The sequence below is a fragment of the Pontibacter coccineus genome (assembly GCF_030546575.1).
Classification (GTDB): domain Bacteria; phylum Bacteroidota; class Bacteroidia; order Cytophagales; family Hymenobacteraceae; genus Pontibacter; species Pontibacter coccineus.
Window position 1 is genome coordinate 16,060 of the sequence record NZ_JAUOTN010000002.1, and the last position, 17,744, is coordinate 33,803.

Sequence of the window (17,744 nt, forward strand, 5' to 3'; positions counted from 1 at the left end):
ATCAGGACCAGATGCGCTCCATGAAGCGCTGTGCATTTCGGTATGCGAGTTGCTCGAGCTGCGATTGCGAGAGCATCTCCTGCAGCTGCTCCAGCAGGTAGGTATAGCTGGTGCCCGCGTGCTCGTGCTCTTTGAAATAGTAAGGCACACGGCTCAAATCCGGCGAATCGAGGGTGTAGAAATAGTCGGCTCCGAAGCAGATGCTGTTTTCGGCTCCTTTCTCAAAGCCATACAGAATGTGCTGCAGCAGGGCCTCTGGCTGCTCATTGTTTACGAAGGCACGCAGAAAATTCATGCCGATCAGCCCCTGCCGGCGGATGATCTCCTGCGCGATCCCGTCGGGCAGGTTGCGGTTGTGCTCCCAAACCGGTCGGAAGTTGGAGTGGCTGGCCATCACAGGTATGTCGAGCCTTTCGCGGTCGATGTGTTCGAGGATGTCGTACGCCAGGGCATCGCTGGTGTGCGAAAAGTCCACGGCGATGCGGCGGCCGTGCAGGTAGTCGAGCAGCATCTTGCCATCGCGCGTAATGCCCCGGTCGGTCATGTTGCCGCCCCCGAAGCGGTTGCCCATATGGTGCGTGAAGCTGATGTACAAAAGCCGCTCCACCGCTTCGATGATCTTCTCCAGTTTCTTGAAGCCATCCTCCAGCGGTTCGTCCTCCTCGCAAAAGCCGGAGGCGTTTTCGATGGAAGCAATCATGCCGGTATCGCCTCGTCCGCTCAGCGCATTTTGTAATGATGCCGCATCTGTTACCGCTGTCAGGCAGCTGCGCTCGTCCGTGGCCAGCTTCCGGAATGTCTCGGCCTGCAGGTGAGCATAATGGGTGCTTCCCGGCGCGGTGGCGCAGTAAATGGCCATCGTCTGCAACCGCACGTTGCCCTGCGTGAGGGCTGGCAGCGAACACCCGATCTCGGCTATATTATTGATGGCCGAATTGGGGACATCCGACAGGTATACCAGTAGGTCGCAGTGCAAGTCGATGATGGGCAGTCGGGCGGGAGCAGTCATGGAGTTGATTTTTTGTTCGGTGTAAGATACGGAGAAGCAGGGCAGAAGGTATAGCTGTGTGCCATTTCGGTTACGCATCTGTCATTTACATGAAAGGAGAAATCTGAAACCATGATTGCCGCCGGTTCGGGCGCAGCGGGAACCGGCGGTAGGTATAGTAGCGGGTTTATAACTCGCGCAAGTTGCAGACTCGCCACCTATACAGCCACAAGTGGCGCTATCGTTAAACTTGCGGCATCTAGAGGGGCATGGGAATGATTGTCATCCCCATGCCCCCTTCAAAGGGGGGCTTCTTATCTACTCCTCCCGACGGAGAAATCTGGGTAGGAACTACGGGCAAACGAAAAGAGGCCGGAGATTTCACTCCGGCCTCTTTTCGTTAGTTCATAATTTCTCAATTCTCAAAACCCTCGTCGTCCCCGCCGTTCTGTTCGTTCGGTCGGCGGCGATCGCGGTTGTTGCCCTCGCTGTTGAGGCGGTAGGTGAAACCCAGGTAAACGATGCGGCTCTGGCGGCGGTTCTCGCTCTCGGTTCTGAACTCCGGGCCGAAGCTCAGGAAGTTGAACTGGCGCGTGTTGAACACATCCGACACCCGAAGCGAGATGGTGCCCTTCTTTTTGAGCACATCCTTTTTCATGGCCAGGTCAGCGCTGAACATCTGCTCCATACGGCCCTGTATGTCCGCCGTCGGGGCGCGGTAGAAACCGGACAGCTGGATGTTCAGGTCCTCCCACACGGTAAAGGTAGAGTTCACCTTCGAGTTCCAGCTGAATTGCGCATTGCTCAGTTCCGTGTCGCCCTGGGTGGTATTGAGCTGTGTCCGGAAGCCGGAAATACTGCCGTTGATGCGCCACCATTTCGTAGCCGGGTAGTTGAATCCGAGCTCAGCGCCGTAGGCCCGGTTGTCGGAGATGTTCAGGAAGGTCGTCTCGGTGGCAGGTACGGTGTCGTTGCCGACGATGACGTTGGTGGCCATCCGGAAGCGCTCTATCTCATCCAAGGTATGGCGGTAAAAGACAGTCGCATTGATGGAGGCCTCACCCCAGTACTTGAGGTAGCCCAGCTCCAGTGAATTGACGAACTCCGGCTTGAGTTCCGGGTTGCCGTAATGCACACTAAAACGGTCCGAGCGGTCGACAAACGGATTCAGGAAGCGGCTGCGAGGCCTGTTGATGCGGCGGCTGTAACTGAACTGCAGCTTGTTTTCCGGGTTGAAATTCTTGGTGATGAAGAACGTCGGGAAGAGGCTGAAGTAGTCGTTGTTGTCCTTTCTACCCTCGGTGCGCAAATCGGTTTTGGTTACTGTTTGCTCGGCACGCAAGCCGACCTGGTAACTGATAGACTTATATTTGTTGCTGTAGTTGGAGTAGACAGAGTAGATGTTCTGGTCGAAGACGAAATGGTTGCTCTGGTCGGTGCTGTAGACCAGGTCGCCGGTTTCGTTGTTGCGGTTGAAGAAGCGGGAGTCCTCGTCCAGCCGCTCGAAGGAGCTGCGGAAGCCGGCCTCAAAACGACTGTTTTCTGAGATGGGGTGCACGTAATCGGCCTTGGCGACTATCTCCCGGTTGGCATCGTCCACCAGTGTCTGTTGCACCTCCGGAAGGGTTCCTTGGAAGCCACTCTGCTCGTTGTAGAGTGCCACTTCATCATCAATGTTGGTGTTATAGACGATATCGGCCGTCAGTTCCTGCCCCTTCCGCTCAAAAGTCTGGCGGTAGCCGAGCGTCACGTCCACAGCATTCTCGTTTTCCTCTTCATCGGTGTTGCGCGTGCGGGTGCTCACCAATTGGCGGTTCTCGTCCTCAAAACGGTAAAAGATGTTGTTGTAGCCGGTGTCGCGGCCGAAGCGGTAGATGCCCGATGCTGACAAGGTATGGCGGGGCGTGAGGAAATAGTCAGCGCCCAACCGGAAGCTGTGCGAGATGTCCTTGCTGTTGCGCGTGCCTTCCTGCAGGCGGTAGCTGGTGCTGTCCTGCTGCCCGAAGTCGTTCAAATGGTAGTTGGTCGTAAAACTGTTGCTTTCCCCCGGCCGGGTGCGCTGCCTGAAATCGTAGCCGGAGTTCAAAGACCACTTGTAGTAGCGGTAGTTCAGGTTGAGCGAGGTGTTGTAGTTGTCGTAGGTGCCGGCCGTGACGGAGGCAGAGCCATTGAAGCCAGGCTTTTTCTCTTTCTTGAGCACCAGGTTGATGATGCCCGATGTTCCCTCCGGGTTGTACTTGGACGAAGGGTTGGTGATCAGTTCGATGCTCTCAATCAGGTTGGCGGGGATCTGGTCGAGGGTGAGGTTGGAGAGGGCGGAGCGCTTGCCATCCACAAGGATGGTGACGTTGGAGCTGCCGCGCATGCTCACATTGCCATCCACGTCCACGGTCACAGAGGGTAAATTCTGCATCACCTCAGCCACCGAGCCACTTTCGGCGTTGATATCCTGGCTCACGTTCACGACCCGCTTGTCCAGTTCAAACGATACGATGGGCCGCTCGGTCACAATCTGTACTTCTTTCAAGCGCGTGGCGCCACCCCGCACAGGTATAGCGCCCAACTGCAGATTGGCGTTGGCAGCCGTAATAGCGATGTTGGATATGAATTTAGTAGGATAGCCTACCGAGGAAATGCGCAAAATAAAACGCCCCTGTGGCACGCGGGCCAGTTCGAATTTCCCCTCCATGTCGGAAGTGGCGCCGGTCACCAGACTGGAGTCGCGGGCAGTAAGGAGCACAATATTGGCAAAGCCGAGCGGGGCCTTGGTTTCTTCGTCCTGCACCGTTCCGGAGATGCGACCCTGCGTAACGGTTTCCTGAGCCAGGAGCGTGGTACTGAAGATAAGTAGTAGAAAAAGAACGAGGGGTAATGGTAAGGTATAGGCTCTCATAGTTTTTATATACGGGTAATCCAGGAAGGTGCTTTTGTCGCCTCAGGGTGTGAGGGCAGCAGATGGGAGTGGCGGTGAAAAAGTAATAACCGGGGTACGCCGCTGTTCTTTTAACGGAAATGACGGTTTCCCCCGGCTCAACTTTTAGCCATAGGTAAGACAAGCTTTAGCCGGGAAGGTTTAAACGGCGCAGTAAAAAAACTTAAAAAATATACCTGCAGGGTATAAGTGCTGTGCTTCAGTTGTTTAGCGTGTGATCTTGCTCAGGAAATCCCACACCACCACGCCGGTTGCCACCGAAATGTTGAGTGAATGCTTAGTGCCGAACTGCGGGATCTCGAGCACGAAATCAGAATGATGGATGACCTCCTGCTCCACGCCAAACACCTCGTTGCCCAGCACCAGGGCATAATGCTGTTCTGGCTCAGGTATAAACTCATTCAGCTTCACGCTATTCTCGGCCTGTTCCACCGAGCCAATCGTATACCCCTGTTCTTTTAGCTGCTGTACCAGCTCCAGTGTGTCAGGCACATGCTCCCAGTCTACCGACTCGGTGGCGCCCAGCGCCGTTTTCTCAATATCTCGGTGGGGTGGGGTGCCGGTGATGCCGCACAGGTATACCTTCTCTACCATAAACGCATCGGCGGTACGGAAGACGGAGCCCACATTATTGAGGCTACGCACATTGTCGAGCACCAAGACTAACGGTATTTTTTTCTTATTTTTGAATTCTTCAACCGAGTCGCGGTTGAGGTCGTCCATGGAGAGTTTTCGCATTGGGATGTTGGTAATGGGTGATGTGGCAAAGGTACAAAGGACTTCTGCACAGGTATAGCATGGGCCTTGTCTGGGTGCAAAGGTACAAAGAAGGGTTGTTTGAATCTTTATATAGGGCCCCTTTCCCAAGGATTTACAGGGTTTTAGGATCGACAGGATTTCTATGCACATTTGTCATCCCCTACCTCCTTCGAAGGGGAACTTTTTGGCCAATAACAGTTTACAGGTATAAGTTAATAGTTTGTGCTGCTAGCTGACTGAACACACCCCTACCCCTCTCAAGAGGGGAATTAGCCACTACTGCTTTACAGGTATAAGGGCTGTAGTTTCAGTTATTGTTGCGCACCACTGGCAGGTATAGCAAAAGTAACTTGCATTGAACCTACGAAGCAAATAGCACTAGCCAGGTGCACCGACGACGATTTTTTGTTTGAGCGTTCAGCGAGTTTGGAGCGTCTTGATTTTTTTGCTTACTTTTTTCATCAAGGAAAAAAGTAAGGCCCGCCCGGCCAGGGCAGGCAATGAAACAACACTGGTTGCTATACCTGTACCAGCCGTAGCTACAAAGCAAAGTATGCTATACCTATACCTGGCCCAGGGCCCCACTATAGTAGACACAAGCGAGGACGTTCGCGCCATAATGCGCGCTAAAACAATTAAGATTAACCGGGAAAGCATTCCCAACAAAGAGATACAGGTATGAAAGGAGGAGACAACGGCACTGTAACCCCACTGATGAAGCAATACAACGCCATTAAGGCGAAGCATCCGGGCGCGCTGCTGCTTTTCAGGGTAGGGGACTTCTACGAAACCTTTGGCGAAGACGCTATCAGGGCCAGCAAGATATTGGACATTGTGCTGACTAAGCGCGGTGCCGGCTCAAGCTCTGAGACGGCACTGGCCGGTTTCCCGCATCACTCCCTCGACACCTACCTGCCCAAACTGGTGCGCGCTGGTGAGCGTGTCGCCATATGCGACCAGCTGGAAGACCCGAAATCCGTGAAAGGCATTGTGAAGCGAGGGGTAACCGAACTGGTAACACCGGGCGTTTCCTTCAATGACCAGGTGCTGGAGCGGCGCAGCAACAACTACCTGGCGGCTGTGCATTTTGGGAAAACCGAAGCAGGTGTTTCCTTTCTGGATATTTCCACCGGCGAGTTCATTACCGCGCAGGGCGACAAGAACTACATCGGCAAGCTGCTGCAAAGCCTGGCGCCGGCCGAGGTGCTCTTCTGCAAGCGCGAGAAGGAAACTTTCTTCCAGAGCTACGGCCCCGATTTTCGCTTCTATGCGCTGGAGGAATGGGTGTTCAGCTACGATTTTGCTTACGAGTCGCTGACGCGGCACTTTAATACCACTTCGCTCAAGGGCTTTGGCATCGAAGGGATGCAGGAGGCCATCACTTCAGCAGGTGCCATCCTGCATTACCTCTCTGAAACGCACCACCACGAGATCAGCCACATTGCTACCATCTCCCGCCTGGAGGAGGACAAATACGTGTGGCTCGACCGCTTCACGGTGCGCAACCTGGAACTGGTATACCCGCAGAACCAGGACGGGGTGCCGCTGATCCAGATACTCGACCAGACCACGACGCCGATGGGCGCCCGCCTGCTCAAAAAATGGGTGGTGCTGCCACTGAAAGATGTGGTGCAGATCAAGCGCCGCCTCGACACAGTGGAGGCCCTGACCCAGCACAGCGAACTGCTCGACGAGCTATACCTGCACCTGAAACAAATAAACGACCTCGAACGACTAATCTCGAAAGTGGCCGTGCGCCGCGTGAACCCACGGGAACTCATGCAACTGGCGAAAGCCCTGGACGCGATTCAACCGATCAAAAAAATGCTGGCGGCAAGTGGTATACCTGCCCTCGTAAAGTTGGCCGATCAGTTGGCGCCATGCGATGGGCTACGTGAAGAGATTAAGAACATCCTGAAGCCGGATGCCCCGATGCTCACCAACCAGGGCAACATGATCAATGATGGGGTAAATGAGGAGCTGGACGAACTGCGCCAGATCGCCTTTTCGGGCAAGGACTACCTGGCCCAGCTGCAGCAGCGGGAGGTGCGCAATACAGGGATTAGCTCACTGAAGATCGCTTATAATAAGGTGTTCGGTTACTACCTGGAAGTGACGCACGCGCATAAGGACAAAGTGCCGGCCAGCTGGATCCGTAAGCAGACGCTGGTGAATGCGGAACGCTACATTACCGAGGAGCTCAAGACCTACGAAGAGAAGATATTGAACGCCGAGGAGCGCATCTATACAATCGAATTCGGCCTCTTCAACGAATTGGTGCTGCAGGCGATGGATTATGTGGGGCAGATCCAGCAAAACGCCAAAGTTATTGCTGTGATCGACTGCCTGAGTGCTTTTGCAGGTATAGCCGTGGCCGGCAACTATGTGAAGCCGGAGGTCAGCGACAGCCATGTGCTCGACATCCGCAAGGGCCGCCACCCGGTGATCGAAAAGCAACTGCCGCTGGGGGAGGAGTATGTGCCCAACGATATCTACCTCGACAACGAGGAGCAGCAGGTCATCATCATCACCGGTCCGAACATGGCCGGTAAAAGTGCTCTGTTGCGCCAGACAGCCCTCATCGTACTGATGGCGCAAATCGGCTGTTTTGTGCCGGCCGAGGCGGCTAACATTGGTATCATTGACAAAATCTTTACCCGCGTGGGCGCCTCAGACAACCTCTCGAAGGGTGAGTCGACCTTTATGGTGGAGATGACCGAGACGGCCAGCATCCTCAACAACCTCTCGGATCGCAGCCTGGTGCTGATGGACGAGATCGGCCGCGGCACCAGTACGTATGACGGTATTTCGATTGCCTGGGCCATAGTAGAGCACCTGCACAACCACCCGAAGTTCCGGGCCAAAACGCTATTTGCCACGCACTACCATGAACTGAACCAACTGGCGGAGGACTTCCCACGCGTGAAGAACTTCAACGTGTCGGTGAAGGAGACGGGCGGCAAGATCCTGTTCATGCGCAAGCTGGTGGAAGGCGGCAGCGAGCACAGCTTCGGGATACACGTGGCTCAGATGGCCGGTATGCCAAACAGTGTGGTGCTGCGCGCCGACGAGATCATGCATCACCTGGAGAAGGAAAAGGTGTCGGAGCAGGCACCGAAGCAGCGCATGAAGACGGCCCCGAAGAATAACTTCCAGTTGAGCATGTTTGAGCTGCAGGACCCACAACTGCAGCGCGTCAAAGAACTCATGGAGCAACTTGATATTAACACTATAACGCCGGTAGAGGCACTTTTGAAACTCAACGAACTCAAATTATTGTTGAAAGATAAAGGCGAAACGGTGCGATGAAAGGTATAGACATGAAGCGTCTGGCATTTTTTGAAAATTTTGTCGCTGAAAATCAGTGTAAAGTGAAAAAGTGATGGAAAATTTTAGCGCTCCCTCTTGACTTCTGATTTTTTGTCTATATCTTTGTATCACTAAATCGCTAAGGGGGTTTAGGGAATGACTAAAAGCGGGAGTAGCTCAGTTGGTAGAGCGCGACCTTGCCAAGGTCGAGGTCGCGAGTTCGAACCTCGTCTCCCGCTCAAAAAAGGCAAATTGACAAAGACGTTGTGATAAGCAACGTCTTTGTTTTTTAAAGTCACCCCTCCGAAAAACGCTTCGGAAGGCGCCGGGATGGTGGAATTGGTAGACACGCAAGACTTAAAATCTTGTGAGCGCAAGCTCGTGCGGGTTCGATTCCCGCTCCTGGTACTGAACTTACTATATTTGGGTAACCAAATGTTAAGAAAAACCCGCTTGGAACGCATCTAAGCGGGTTTTTGCTTTTATAGTCTTTCCCTAATACACCCCGCTTTTTCCCTTGTTTTGATGTTATTTGTAACCAGTTTGTAACTCGTTTGTAACTGATGTAAATATCTTTTCTTATATTGTATAAGAAAGGAATACAAAAGCTATGCAAGGGAAAAAACGGGCCCCAAAAGAACCAGTAAGGCTGAGGGAAAAGAAACTGGCAAACGGTAAACTGAGCCTGTACTTAGATTTCTACTATGAGGGTGTAAGGGAATTTGAGTTCCTGAAACTGTATATAGTTGCAAAGCCTAAGGATAAGCTAGAAAAGGACTCTAATAAGACCGTTCTGGAGCTTGCACAGCGCATCAAAGCCAAACGCACAGAGGAACTGCTAACAGGAGCACTGAACCTGAGTTCTAAGACACAGGGCTCAGTGGACTTTGTGCAGTACTGGCAGGCTTACAATACCCAATACACAAAGGCAGATCATAGGGTACTGAGTGCCTGCCTGAATAAGTTCAAAGCCTTTCTAAAAGACAGGTATGATATAGCCCGCCTGCCTTGCAAAGACCTTACCCCAAACCTTGCAATAGCCTTTAAGGATTACCTGGAATCCAAACAGACAGGCGATGGCCCTCAGACTTACTTTACCCGCTTTAAGAAAGTGGTAAAGCATGGCATGAGGGAAAACCTGTTCCCTAGTTACCCACTGCCTGAGAAGGTAAAGTTTAAGAGCGGGGGTATGAATAAGGGGGTACTGAACTTAGATGAGATCAAAGCATTAGCGGCCGCCCATTGTGGTAACGAGGTAATAAAGCGGGCCTTTCTGTTTGCCTGCAATACTGGCTTAAGGTTTGGCGATATAAAATCCCTTAAATGGCAGGATATAGGCGGCTCAGAGCTATTTGTAGTGCAGAACAAGACTAAGGAGGTGCTCAGGCTTAAACTCAATCAGAACGCCCTTAAGCTGATAGGGGAGCGGGGCAAACCTGAAAGCTTGGTATTTCCTTTACCATCATTTGAGGGCTCAGTTAAGACTGTTAAGAATTGGGTAGCAAGAGCGGGTATAGATAAGCGCATTACCTGGCACAGTGCCCGCCATTCCTTTGCTACCAACATACTTGTATTGGGGTATGACATTAAAACCCTTTCCCAGCTCTTAGGCCATACCTCCATACAGCACACACAAAAGTACCTGAGCATTGCAGACGAGCGCAAAGCACAGGCTGTAAATGCCTTACCAGACCTTAATTTTTAATAGCTTCCATAAAGAAACATGTAGATTAAATCTGATTGTTATGAATCCAGGTAGTTATGAATATATGTATGAGAACTCTAAAGAGTTATTTACACTATGGGAAAAGGGGCTTATTTCTCCTGATGATGAAGAATTTAATGAATTTGAGATTTTAAAAGAGGTGGCATTTATCGAGCACATATATTCCCGTGTGAGTTTTCTTACTTTTGAATTCCTAGGCCCCTATACAACTTCATTTGCTCGTGAGTATACTTTAGCTAATGAAATAGCTATGGTAAATGAGAAGATTCAGCAGGTTAAATCTAATCATTCAAAGGTTTATGCTGAAGTGCTTAATGGGCATGATGGGAGGATCAATCTAAGCTATGATGAGATTAGAGCCATATTCAATCTTGATTATAAATTACTAACACAGCAGCCATTAAGTCTGCACATGGAATTACTTATTTACATTAAGTATTTAGGCGTGCTCCAGTGGATAGGTAAGACAGAGAACAAAGGTGTTGTTGATGACTATCATAGCTATTTGAGAGAGCAGAAAAGTAATTTAAGATGGCCTCCTTATAGAGAAAGCAAACGGTTAAGGCAACTAATTGATAAAGTAGCTCAAAAGGAACAGGTAAGCTACACATGGCAAAACAACCCTAATAAGGAACTAACAGAACTTTACCAACGCCTAATTGATAAACAGCTACTACACCCCACCACCACAGTTGAAAAGTTTCAGGCAGTCTTTACAGCTAAGCCTTTAAAAGAAGTGCAGCCTATTAATTGGATAGGTGCTAAAAACCTGTTAGCATACTTTATAGACTACATTTTTGAGAATAGGCTAATACATTTCAATACTAATCAATGGAGCGTTGCTGAAAAATGCTTTACAGATGGTAAGGAGTTGATTAAATCTAAGAATAGGTACTTAGATAACAAGAGCAGTAAGCACCCTGGCAAACCAAAAAATTACCACTTAATAGATGATGCCCTAAAAGGTTTATAAAGGTTTATACCTGTTTACTGCTAAACATCTATCCATTCTTTCCCTTTACTTGCTTGCCTATGTTTGTAGTGTTATAACAGACTAAGGAAGGCCTTCCATTTCATTAACTATAAACCAGTTTAGAAATGGATTTACAACAAGTAGAGCAAAGACTAAGCAACATAGAAACCCTATTGCTTAGCCAAAAAACAGTATTCAATTTTGATGAAGTGGCAGCCTATACAGGGCTATCTAAGAGCTACCTGTATAAGCTAACCCACACCGCCCAAATACCCCATTTTAAGCCACAGGGTAAGCATATCTATTTCAGCAAGGCAGAGATAGACAAATGGCTGCAAAGAAACCCTGTAACGCCTGTAAACGCTGATGAGATAGAACAGCAGGCAGCAACCTATGTAGCACTTAAAAACATGGGGAGGGCTAAGGCATGATAGCGGCATACTTTAGATTTGAAAACCTGCCAGATCAGGTAAAGGCTAAGTATAGTATTAGAAGCAAGGCCCGCTTAGACTGCACAACCCACGCCAACCCCAACGGCTATACAGGGTTGATAGATTTTATAAACGCCAAGGGGCAAATGTACCTGTTTAAGATACCTGCCAGAGAGTTTGTAAAGGCTAATAGCAAACGCCTGGCAGCATGGGCACTATCCAATGGGAAACTAAACCTATCCAGCATCTACTTTGAAGATGTAGACTTTCCTGAATATGGCTATGGATACCCCAATGCTAACAGGCTCCTGAGCAATGGCACAGCTAACCCGCTATTCCCTTTTAGGAATGACTGCTATCTGTTTATCACTAATCAGGATCTAACCTTAGTAGAGGTGTTTATAATACTTAATGGCAGGAATCTTATACCTGGCTACTATCAAAACATGATAGATGGGGCATTAGACAGCGAGATAGAACAGCTAAGGGCACAGGCCAAGCCGTTCTTTGACTATGGTAGTTCCTTATAGTAAGCAGTACAGATTTATACTTTTTATAAACGCTATGTACTGTACTATAGGCCAATTCCTAGCAGTGGATATGATAGGCGGTTCTGTTTGGGACTGCCTGCCATATCTGACCAATCTATCAGAGAACTACAGGCAGGACACAGGCAAAACTTATATTACTGGCAATGCTGGTAATTTAAAGATAGGCATATCAGAGCATGGGGTAAGTATCAAGGGGAGTCTAGCTAAGTTCTACTTAGGCACTAACTTACACACCCTAACCCGCTCAGATAGTAAAAGGGCCTTTGAACTGATGGCAGACACGCTACACCTGCCAGTATATAAGGCAAAGGTTACAAGAATGGATGTAGGGCATAACATCATGACAGAATATAAGCCTGAGCTGTATTACCCTTATCTAGGTCAAAGCCCTAGGTACACGCGCCTTACCCAGCCCACAAGCATAAGCTATCAGAACAGCCAAAGAAGCATAAAGGCATACAACAAGATAGCTGAGAGCAAAAAGAACAGGGTGGCTATTCCTGATGTATTCAGGGGTAAGAACCTGCTCAGGTTTGAGGTAAGCTACACGGCCCGCCTGACTAAGCAGTTCAATCAGGCGGTAATAACACCAGATACACTGACAGATGAGCGGTTTTACACGGGCATGTATGACCGTTGGTACAATGAATATGAAGCAATACACAAAGTAGGACTTACTCTAATGGATACAAGTAAGATAAACACCCCAAAGGATTATACAGATCAAGTGCTAAGGCTGGTAGTGCAGGAAAAAGGCTTAGAAGCCTTCTTACACCATATTGAGTTAATGAAAGAGCAAAAGGTCTTTAAACACAAGAAGTATTATACAGATCTTAGAAACATCTTTAAGGGCATGGCAAAGGCTCAGAGTATTGCAGAACAGCCTGAATTGATACAGGAGCTTAACAGCAAAATAATAAAGGCAAAGCAGTACTACCGTTAAGGGGTAGGTTAGAGCATGGCAGCCCCTTACAGCGACCGCTTGTTCCTATACTTTACATGCTGGCAACTAAAAGGTGAAAGGGGGTAGGGCCTAGTAAATCCCTAAAAGGTATTCAGTTACAGCGACCGCTTGTTCCTGAAAAAAAATCGCTGCCAATATAAAGGTAAGGGGGTACTTTGAATCCTTAGGCAATACCAAAACAGCGACCGTTAGCCCCTAAAGCAGATATACATGCAACTGAGAAAGAAAAAGTAACTAAGTAGGCTCCCTAAAAAGAGCCTGTTATTAAGCCTGTTTATCCTGCACATTCCCTAAAGATTTAGGTTTCATTTCCAACCCAAACCCATACACTTATGCCAAAGCCTTACACATTCCCGACCTTGTTTGATGAGGTTAAAACAGTATCCATATCTAACCTTAACAGATGGGGCTATCTTAAGCCCAACCGTTACCGCTCAGGCACCATTACATGGAGTAGGAACGGCTCAGTTTACAGCAGTATAAGTATAGCTGTTAGTACCCTGACAGATAACTCTTACCTGGAACTGAGTTATACCTATGGGGATAAGCCTGTTAAGTACAAAGTGGAGCTTACAACTGTTCCTGCCAATATTGGCAAAGGTGAGGTCTGGTACTTTGTTTGCCCCAACACAGGCAAAAATTGCAGGATACTCTACTCAGTGGGTGCGCTGTTCCTGCACAGGCACGCCTGCAAAGGCTATCTGTATGAAAAGCAGACATACAGCCAAAAGAACAGGGGTATTATGAGGATGTATGAAAAGCTGTTCACATCTGACAAAGTGTATGAGGAGCTATACAGCAAACACTTCAAAAGAACCTATAGGGGTAAGCCTACCAAACGGTTCCTGAAGCTAATACAGAAGATTAGGGATAGGGAGAGCGTGCCCTATACTGAATCTGAGCTGATGGTAATGTAATGATGGGCAAAACGTGAGAAAACTAGAGTTTTGGAGGGTATAGAACCCAGCAAAACCCAACATTACCGCGCGTATACTAGAACTACATAAAACTACAGGTTTGAAACCCGATAACCTGACAAAACCTAACATCAATACAGGCTAAGCCCAGACAAACCATTTAAAACACCTAGCATTATGACAGACCAGATAACGATCACAATCACAGCAGAAGAACGAGATGAGCTGTTAAACGCCCTGTATTTCTACACTGGCAGCCCTAATCTAAAGCTAACAGATCAGGAGATGGGGCTATCAGTTCATCTTTTAAATATGCTGGAAAGCACAGCAGAACACTAGGAAACACGAGAACCTGAGAAAACCTGAGATAAACAGGGTTAGATTAGCCGCTCCTGATAGGGCGGCTTTTTTTATTGCAGAAAGGGGGTTGTTTTGTGCCTGCATTAAATCAAAACCAATCCTGTTAGGCATGGAATTAAACCAAGAGTATACCCAGGCGGCCAACGACCTGCTAAGCATGTACCTGATGAATGGCAAAGACACGGCCGTCTTAATAGCGGGCCTTAGGGAACTGGAGCGCAAAGCAGGCAAAGAGCTATGGTTTAGGTTCTTTGATGGGGATACAGGAGCCACAACAATAAGCGATATGGAGGGGTATTTTGCCAGTCCTGCATACCCTAATTTTAAATCAATTAACGAGAGTATCAGGTTAGCCCTAAAGAGCGGGCAGCTAGAGGTATATGCTGACTAATACCAGCATTAACAGTGAGTAAACAGTGAATAAAGAATGCCTTAGCAGCATATCTGGCAGCCTTTACAGATGTTAGTAAATGTTATGGTTTTCACGCGCGCGAGGCTGAAGGGTAAGCTACTATATCTGTAAATAGATTTACAATTGGCAAAGTATGTAATAAACTTAGTTTGCCGCCTAAAAAGGCCAAGGCCTATCCTTTTTCTTAGATTTGCTCCCGTGTTTAAATTTGTTTGGCTTATCTAACAGCTAAAAAAACTCAGTGTTGGATAAACAATACTATATTTTAGGAAAGCTTTATTAGGAATACTTAGTAAGGGTTTTGTATTTTGCGAGCTTGAAATTAGATGTGTTCTCTTTTGTATTCTTCTTTTTAGTTACTATTACCAAGCTCCAAAAGATATAACAGTAGTATGTTATTTAACTCTATTGACTTTGCAATATTTTTACCGATAGTCTTTATCCTCTATTGGTTTGTGACAAACAATAACCTAAGGCTTCAAAACTTGCTGATAGTGGCTGCAAGCTACCTGTTCTATGGCTGGTGGGATTGGAAGTTCCTGTCATTAATACTTTTCAGCACTTTAACTGATTATGCGATTGGCCTCGGCTTAGCAAAGGAAGAAAATCCTGTAAAGAGAAAAGTCTGGCTTTGGTCGAGCATTATAATTAACCTTGGATTTCTAGGTGTGTTCAAATATTATAATTTCTTTTTAGATAATTTTGTCACAGCGTTTACATTCCTCGGGGCAGAAATAAAAGGTGGTTCACTTAATGTAATTTTGCCTGTAGGTATCAGTTTCTATACCTTCCAAACCTTAAGCTATTCCATTGATGTATACAAAAGGAAACTTGAGCCGACAAAAGATTTTATTGCCTTCTCGGCTTTTGTGAGCTTTTTCCCCCAATTGGTTGCAGGACCAATCGAAAGGGCCACTAATTTACTCCCTCAATTCTACACGAAGCGGACGTTTAACTATGGACTGGCAGTGGATGGGATGCGACAAATTCTCTGGGGGCTTTTTAAGAAGGTGGTTATTGCCGATAATTGCGCTGAGTACGCTAACCTTATATTCAATAATTCTGATGATTATTCAGGAAGCACCCTCGTATTAGGCGCATTATTCTTTACTTTTCAAATATATGGCGACTTTTCTGGTTATTCTGATATAGCTATAGGCACCTCAAGACTATTTGGTTTTGACCTGATGAGGAACTTTGCCTTCCCGTACTTTTCAAGGGACATCGCAGAATTTTGGAGGCGCTGGCACATCTCACTGTCTACTTGGTTCAGAGATTACGTCTACATTCCACTAGGCGGTAGTAGAGGCGGCATGTGGATGAAAGTCAGGAATACGTTTATCATATTTATTTTAAGTGGTTTTTGGCATGGAGCGAACTGGACCTTTATCGTTTGGGGGGCGCTAAATGCTATTTACTTCCTGCCTGTTTTATTGACCAATAACAACAGAAACAACTTGCATATAGTGGCTGAAGGTAGATATCTGCCTACAATAAAAGAGTTGCTCTCCATGCTTGTTACCTTTGGATTAACTGTCTTTGCCTGGATTTTCTTTAGGGCTGATAATATGAGCCATGCAATCAATTACATTGCAGAGATTCTGTCACCGTCCCTATTTACTGTTCCGCGCTTTGCAGGTATGAGTGGTGCTTTAACTACTGTTCTACTTACCTCTAGTTTTGTGCTTATTGAGTGGTTAGGCAGGGAGCAGCAATATGCGATTGCACATCTAGGAGTAAATTGGAAGCGCCCAGTTAGATATGCAATGTACTATACCATAATCATTGCTATATTCTGGTTCGGTGGCAAAGAGCAGCAGTTTATTTACTTCCAATTCTAAGATACATGAAAAGGTTTCTGTTAAAGAGCATAGTATTTTTACTACCTATTTTCATCCTGTTTTTATTCACTAAAATATTTTACTCAACTTATAAGGGGGACTTATTCCGGCTCGGGTATATTCCAGATATTACAGATTATAGGCATATCTTTGAGGGAGAGAGGGCAAAAGGCAGGGTTATCAGTATTTCTGATGTAAGTAATAGTTCTCAAAAAAAGTTTACAGCGCTTGTTATAGGTGATTCATTCTCTAAGCAAAGCGGGTTCGATTATGTAAGCTTCTTAGCTGAAAATGATACTATTAGTATCTTGAGCTATGACAGGTTTTTGCAAGATAAATCTAATCCTATACAAACATTATATGGTTTGATAAATGGAGACATTTTAGATGCCGTAAAGGTTGAATATGTTGTATTGCAATCTGTTGAAAGGCATTTTGTTAAGAGGGGGGAAGGCCTAGAATCGGGGGAAGCAATTAATTATGCATCAATAAAGAAACTGAAGGCCCAGCATGTTAAGAAGGGGGAGGCAACTGCGGATGAACTCTTTTCTGATAGGCTAGTAAAGTTCCCTTTATATAATTTTTTTAGATTGTTCGATGACAATGCTTTTTATACACAAACTTATCAGGTTGAGACTACAGAGCGGCTTTTTTCCCTTGATAGAAAAAGCTTGCTATTTTATGAGCAAGACATAGAAAGTGTGAAAGTAAATAATGAAATAAAAGCTATCCTTGAGCTAAATAAGGAGCTTAACAACATAGCAATGCTACTTAATGAAAGGGGAGTTCAGTTAATTGTTCTGCCAAGCCCGGATAAGTATTCTTTCTATTATGATTATATTGTCAATAAAGAAGATTACCCTAAACCGATGTTTTTTGAGCATATTAGGAGTATGCCAAAAGACTATATATATATAGATACAAAGAAGTTACTTGGTGATGAAATTAGAAAAAAGAAAGATATCTACTTCTATGATGATACTCATTGGTCACCGATAGGGAGCCGGTTAGTTGCTAAAGAGTTAAGCAAAGTGATTAGAAATCAATCTGAAAAGAGCTTAGCAGATCTGTAAAGGTTTTGCTAAGTATCCATTAGAGAGAATAGAGTGGCTGTTGCCATATCCATCCTTTCATGTGAAATTTAACATCCGATTAGTTTTCTTTGTCAAAGCAGGTGCTTTCATTGATTATGTAACCAGTTTGTAACTTGTTACCTTAAATACAGGGTTAAGTTACTGAATTACAGCTATATATACAAAGGGTTGTGTACACGCTCCTGGTACTGAATAAACTGAAAAAAGACCTGTAAATAGCTAATTTACAGGTCTTTTTTGTTGTGCAACCCCCAAAATAGTAAGTGTTGCTTCATTACTATCTTCAGTACTCTTGTTCATATAGTTTATGATGCAGTATCATCAATTCTGAAGGGTGCTCCAACTCTAGTACGTTTCGACCTTCACAGCTTTGTTGTCTTAAATATTATAGCAGTTGACAGGGGGGCAATGAAACTACTAACATCTTACTCTTATTTGATATACTTAATTAAAGGTCAAAGTACTAGATTTTTTGTTACTAGAGTGC

14 protein-coding genes and 2 tRNA genes are annotated in these 17,744 nt (G+C 46.7%); 13 read left to right on the forward strand and 3 right to left on the reverse strand.

The window, feature by feature from the left end; genetic code table 11:
- Position 1: 1 nt before the first annotated feature.
- From Q4E40_RS03885 to Q4E40_RS03895, 3 genes are all read right to left on the reverse strand, one after another.
- Positions 2–1,009, reverse strand: a complete 1,008-nt coding sequence (locus tag Q4E40_RS03885; protein ID WP_303410179.1) for a dipeptidase — start codon at positions 1,007–1,009, stop codon at positions 2–4.
- Between the two features lie 394 nt (positions 1,010–1,403).
- The gene (locus Q4E40_RS03890; RefSeq protein ID WP_303410180.1) at positions 1,404–3,881 is read right to left on the reverse strand and encodes a TonB-dependent receptor; all 2,478 of its coding nucleotides are present in this window, start codon (positions 3,879–3,881) and stop codon (positions 1,404–1,406) included.
- A gap of 246 nt (positions 3,882–4,127) precedes the next feature.
- The gene (locus Q4E40_RS03895; protein WP_303410181.1) at positions 4,128–4,658 is read right to left on the reverse strand and encodes an RNA methyltransferase; all 531 of its coding nucleotides are present in this window, start codon (positions 4,656–4,658) and stop codon (positions 4,128–4,130) included.
- Positions 4,659–5,357: 699 nt separating this feature from the next.
- Between Q4E40_RS03895 and mutS the strand changes: the two genes are divergently transcribed.
- The 13 genes from mutS to Q4E40_RS03960 all read left to right on the forward strand — a co-directional run bounded on the left by mutS (position 5,358) and on the right by Q4E40_RS03960 (position 17,236).
- Positions 5,358–7,988 carry a DNA mismatch repair protein MutS gene (mutS, locus tag Q4E40_RS03900; RefSeq protein WP_303410182.1) on the forward strand — a complete coding sequence of 877 codons (2,631 nt, stop codon included), beginning with the start codon at positions 5,358–5,360 and terminating at the stop codon, positions 7,986–7,988.
- Between the two features lie 166 nt (positions 7,989–8,154).
- Positions 8,155–8,227, forward strand: a tRNA-Gly gene (locus Q4E40_RS03905).
- An 85-nt stretch (positions 8,228–8,312) separates the two neighbouring features.
- Positions 8,313–8,396: transfer RNA gene (locus Q4E40_RS03910), tRNA-Leu, on the forward strand.
- Between the two features lie 202 nt (positions 8,397–8,598).
- Positions 8,599–9,693 carry a site-specific integrase gene (locus Q4E40_RS03915; protein ID WP_303410183.1) on the forward strand — a complete coding sequence of 365 codons (1,095 nt, stop codon included), beginning with the start codon at positions 8,599–8,601 and terminating at the stop codon, positions 9,691–9,693.
- The gene (locus Q4E40_RS03920) at positions 9,668–10,687 is read left to right on the forward strand and encodes a hypothetical protein (RefSeq protein WP_303410184.1); all 1,020 of its coding nucleotides are present in this window, start codon (positions 9,668–9,670) and stop codon (positions 10,685–10,687) included. The genes Q4E40_RS03915 and Q4E40_RS03920 overlap by 26 nt, the downstream gene beginning before the upstream one ends.
- 125 nt (positions 10,688–10,812) lie before the next feature.
- Complete coding sequence (locus Q4E40_RS03925) at positions 10,813–11,118, forward strand: helix-turn-helix domain-containing protein (protein WP_303410185.1); 306 nt, start codon at positions 10,813–10,815, stop codon at positions 11,116–11,118.
- Complete coding sequence (locus tag Q4E40_RS03930; protein ID WP_303410186.1) at positions 11,115–11,648, forward strand: hypothetical protein; 534 nt, start codon at positions 11,115–11,117, stop codon at positions 11,646–11,648. The genes Q4E40_RS03925 and Q4E40_RS03930 overlap by 4 nt, the downstream gene beginning before the upstream one ends.
- Positions 11,632–12,612, forward strand: a complete 981-nt coding sequence (locus tag Q4E40_RS03935) for a phage/plasmid replication domain-containing protein (protein ID WP_303410187.1) — start codon at positions 11,632–11,634, stop codon at positions 12,610–12,612. The genes Q4E40_RS03930 and Q4E40_RS03935 overlap by 17 nt, the downstream gene beginning before the upstream one ends.
- Positions 12,613–12,965: 353 nt before the next feature.
- Complete coding sequence (locus Q4E40_RS03940) at positions 12,966–13,550, forward strand: hypothetical protein (RefSeq protein ID WP_303410188.1); 585 nt, start codon at positions 12,966–12,968, stop codon at positions 13,548–13,550.
- 177 nt (positions 13,551–13,727) lie between these two features.
- A complete protein-coding gene (locus Q4E40_RS03945) occupies positions 13,728–13,889 on the forward strand; it encodes a hypothetical protein (RefSeq protein ID WP_303410189.1) in 162 nt (53 codons plus the stop codon).
- 130 nt (positions 13,890–14,019) lie between these two features.
- Positions 14,020–14,301: a hypothetical protein gene (locus Q4E40_RS03950; RefSeq protein WP_303410190.1), complete on the forward strand. Its 282-nt coding sequence runs from the start codon at positions 14,020–14,022 to the stop codon at positions 14,299–14,301.
- A gap of 413 nt (positions 14,302–14,714) precedes the next feature.
- A complete protein-coding gene (locus Q4E40_RS03955; protein WP_303410191.1) occupies positions 14,715–16,163 on the forward strand; it encodes an MBOAT family O-acyltransferase in 1,449 nt (482 codons plus the stop codon).
- 5 nt (positions 16,164–16,168) lie between these two features.
- Positions 16,169–17,236: an alginate O-acetyltransferase AlgX-related protein gene (locus Q4E40_RS03960; RefSeq protein ID WP_303410192.1), complete on the forward strand. Its 1,068-nt coding sequence runs from the start codon at positions 16,169–16,171 to the stop codon at positions 17,234–17,236.
- Positions 17,237–17,744 lie beyond the last annotated feature (508 nt).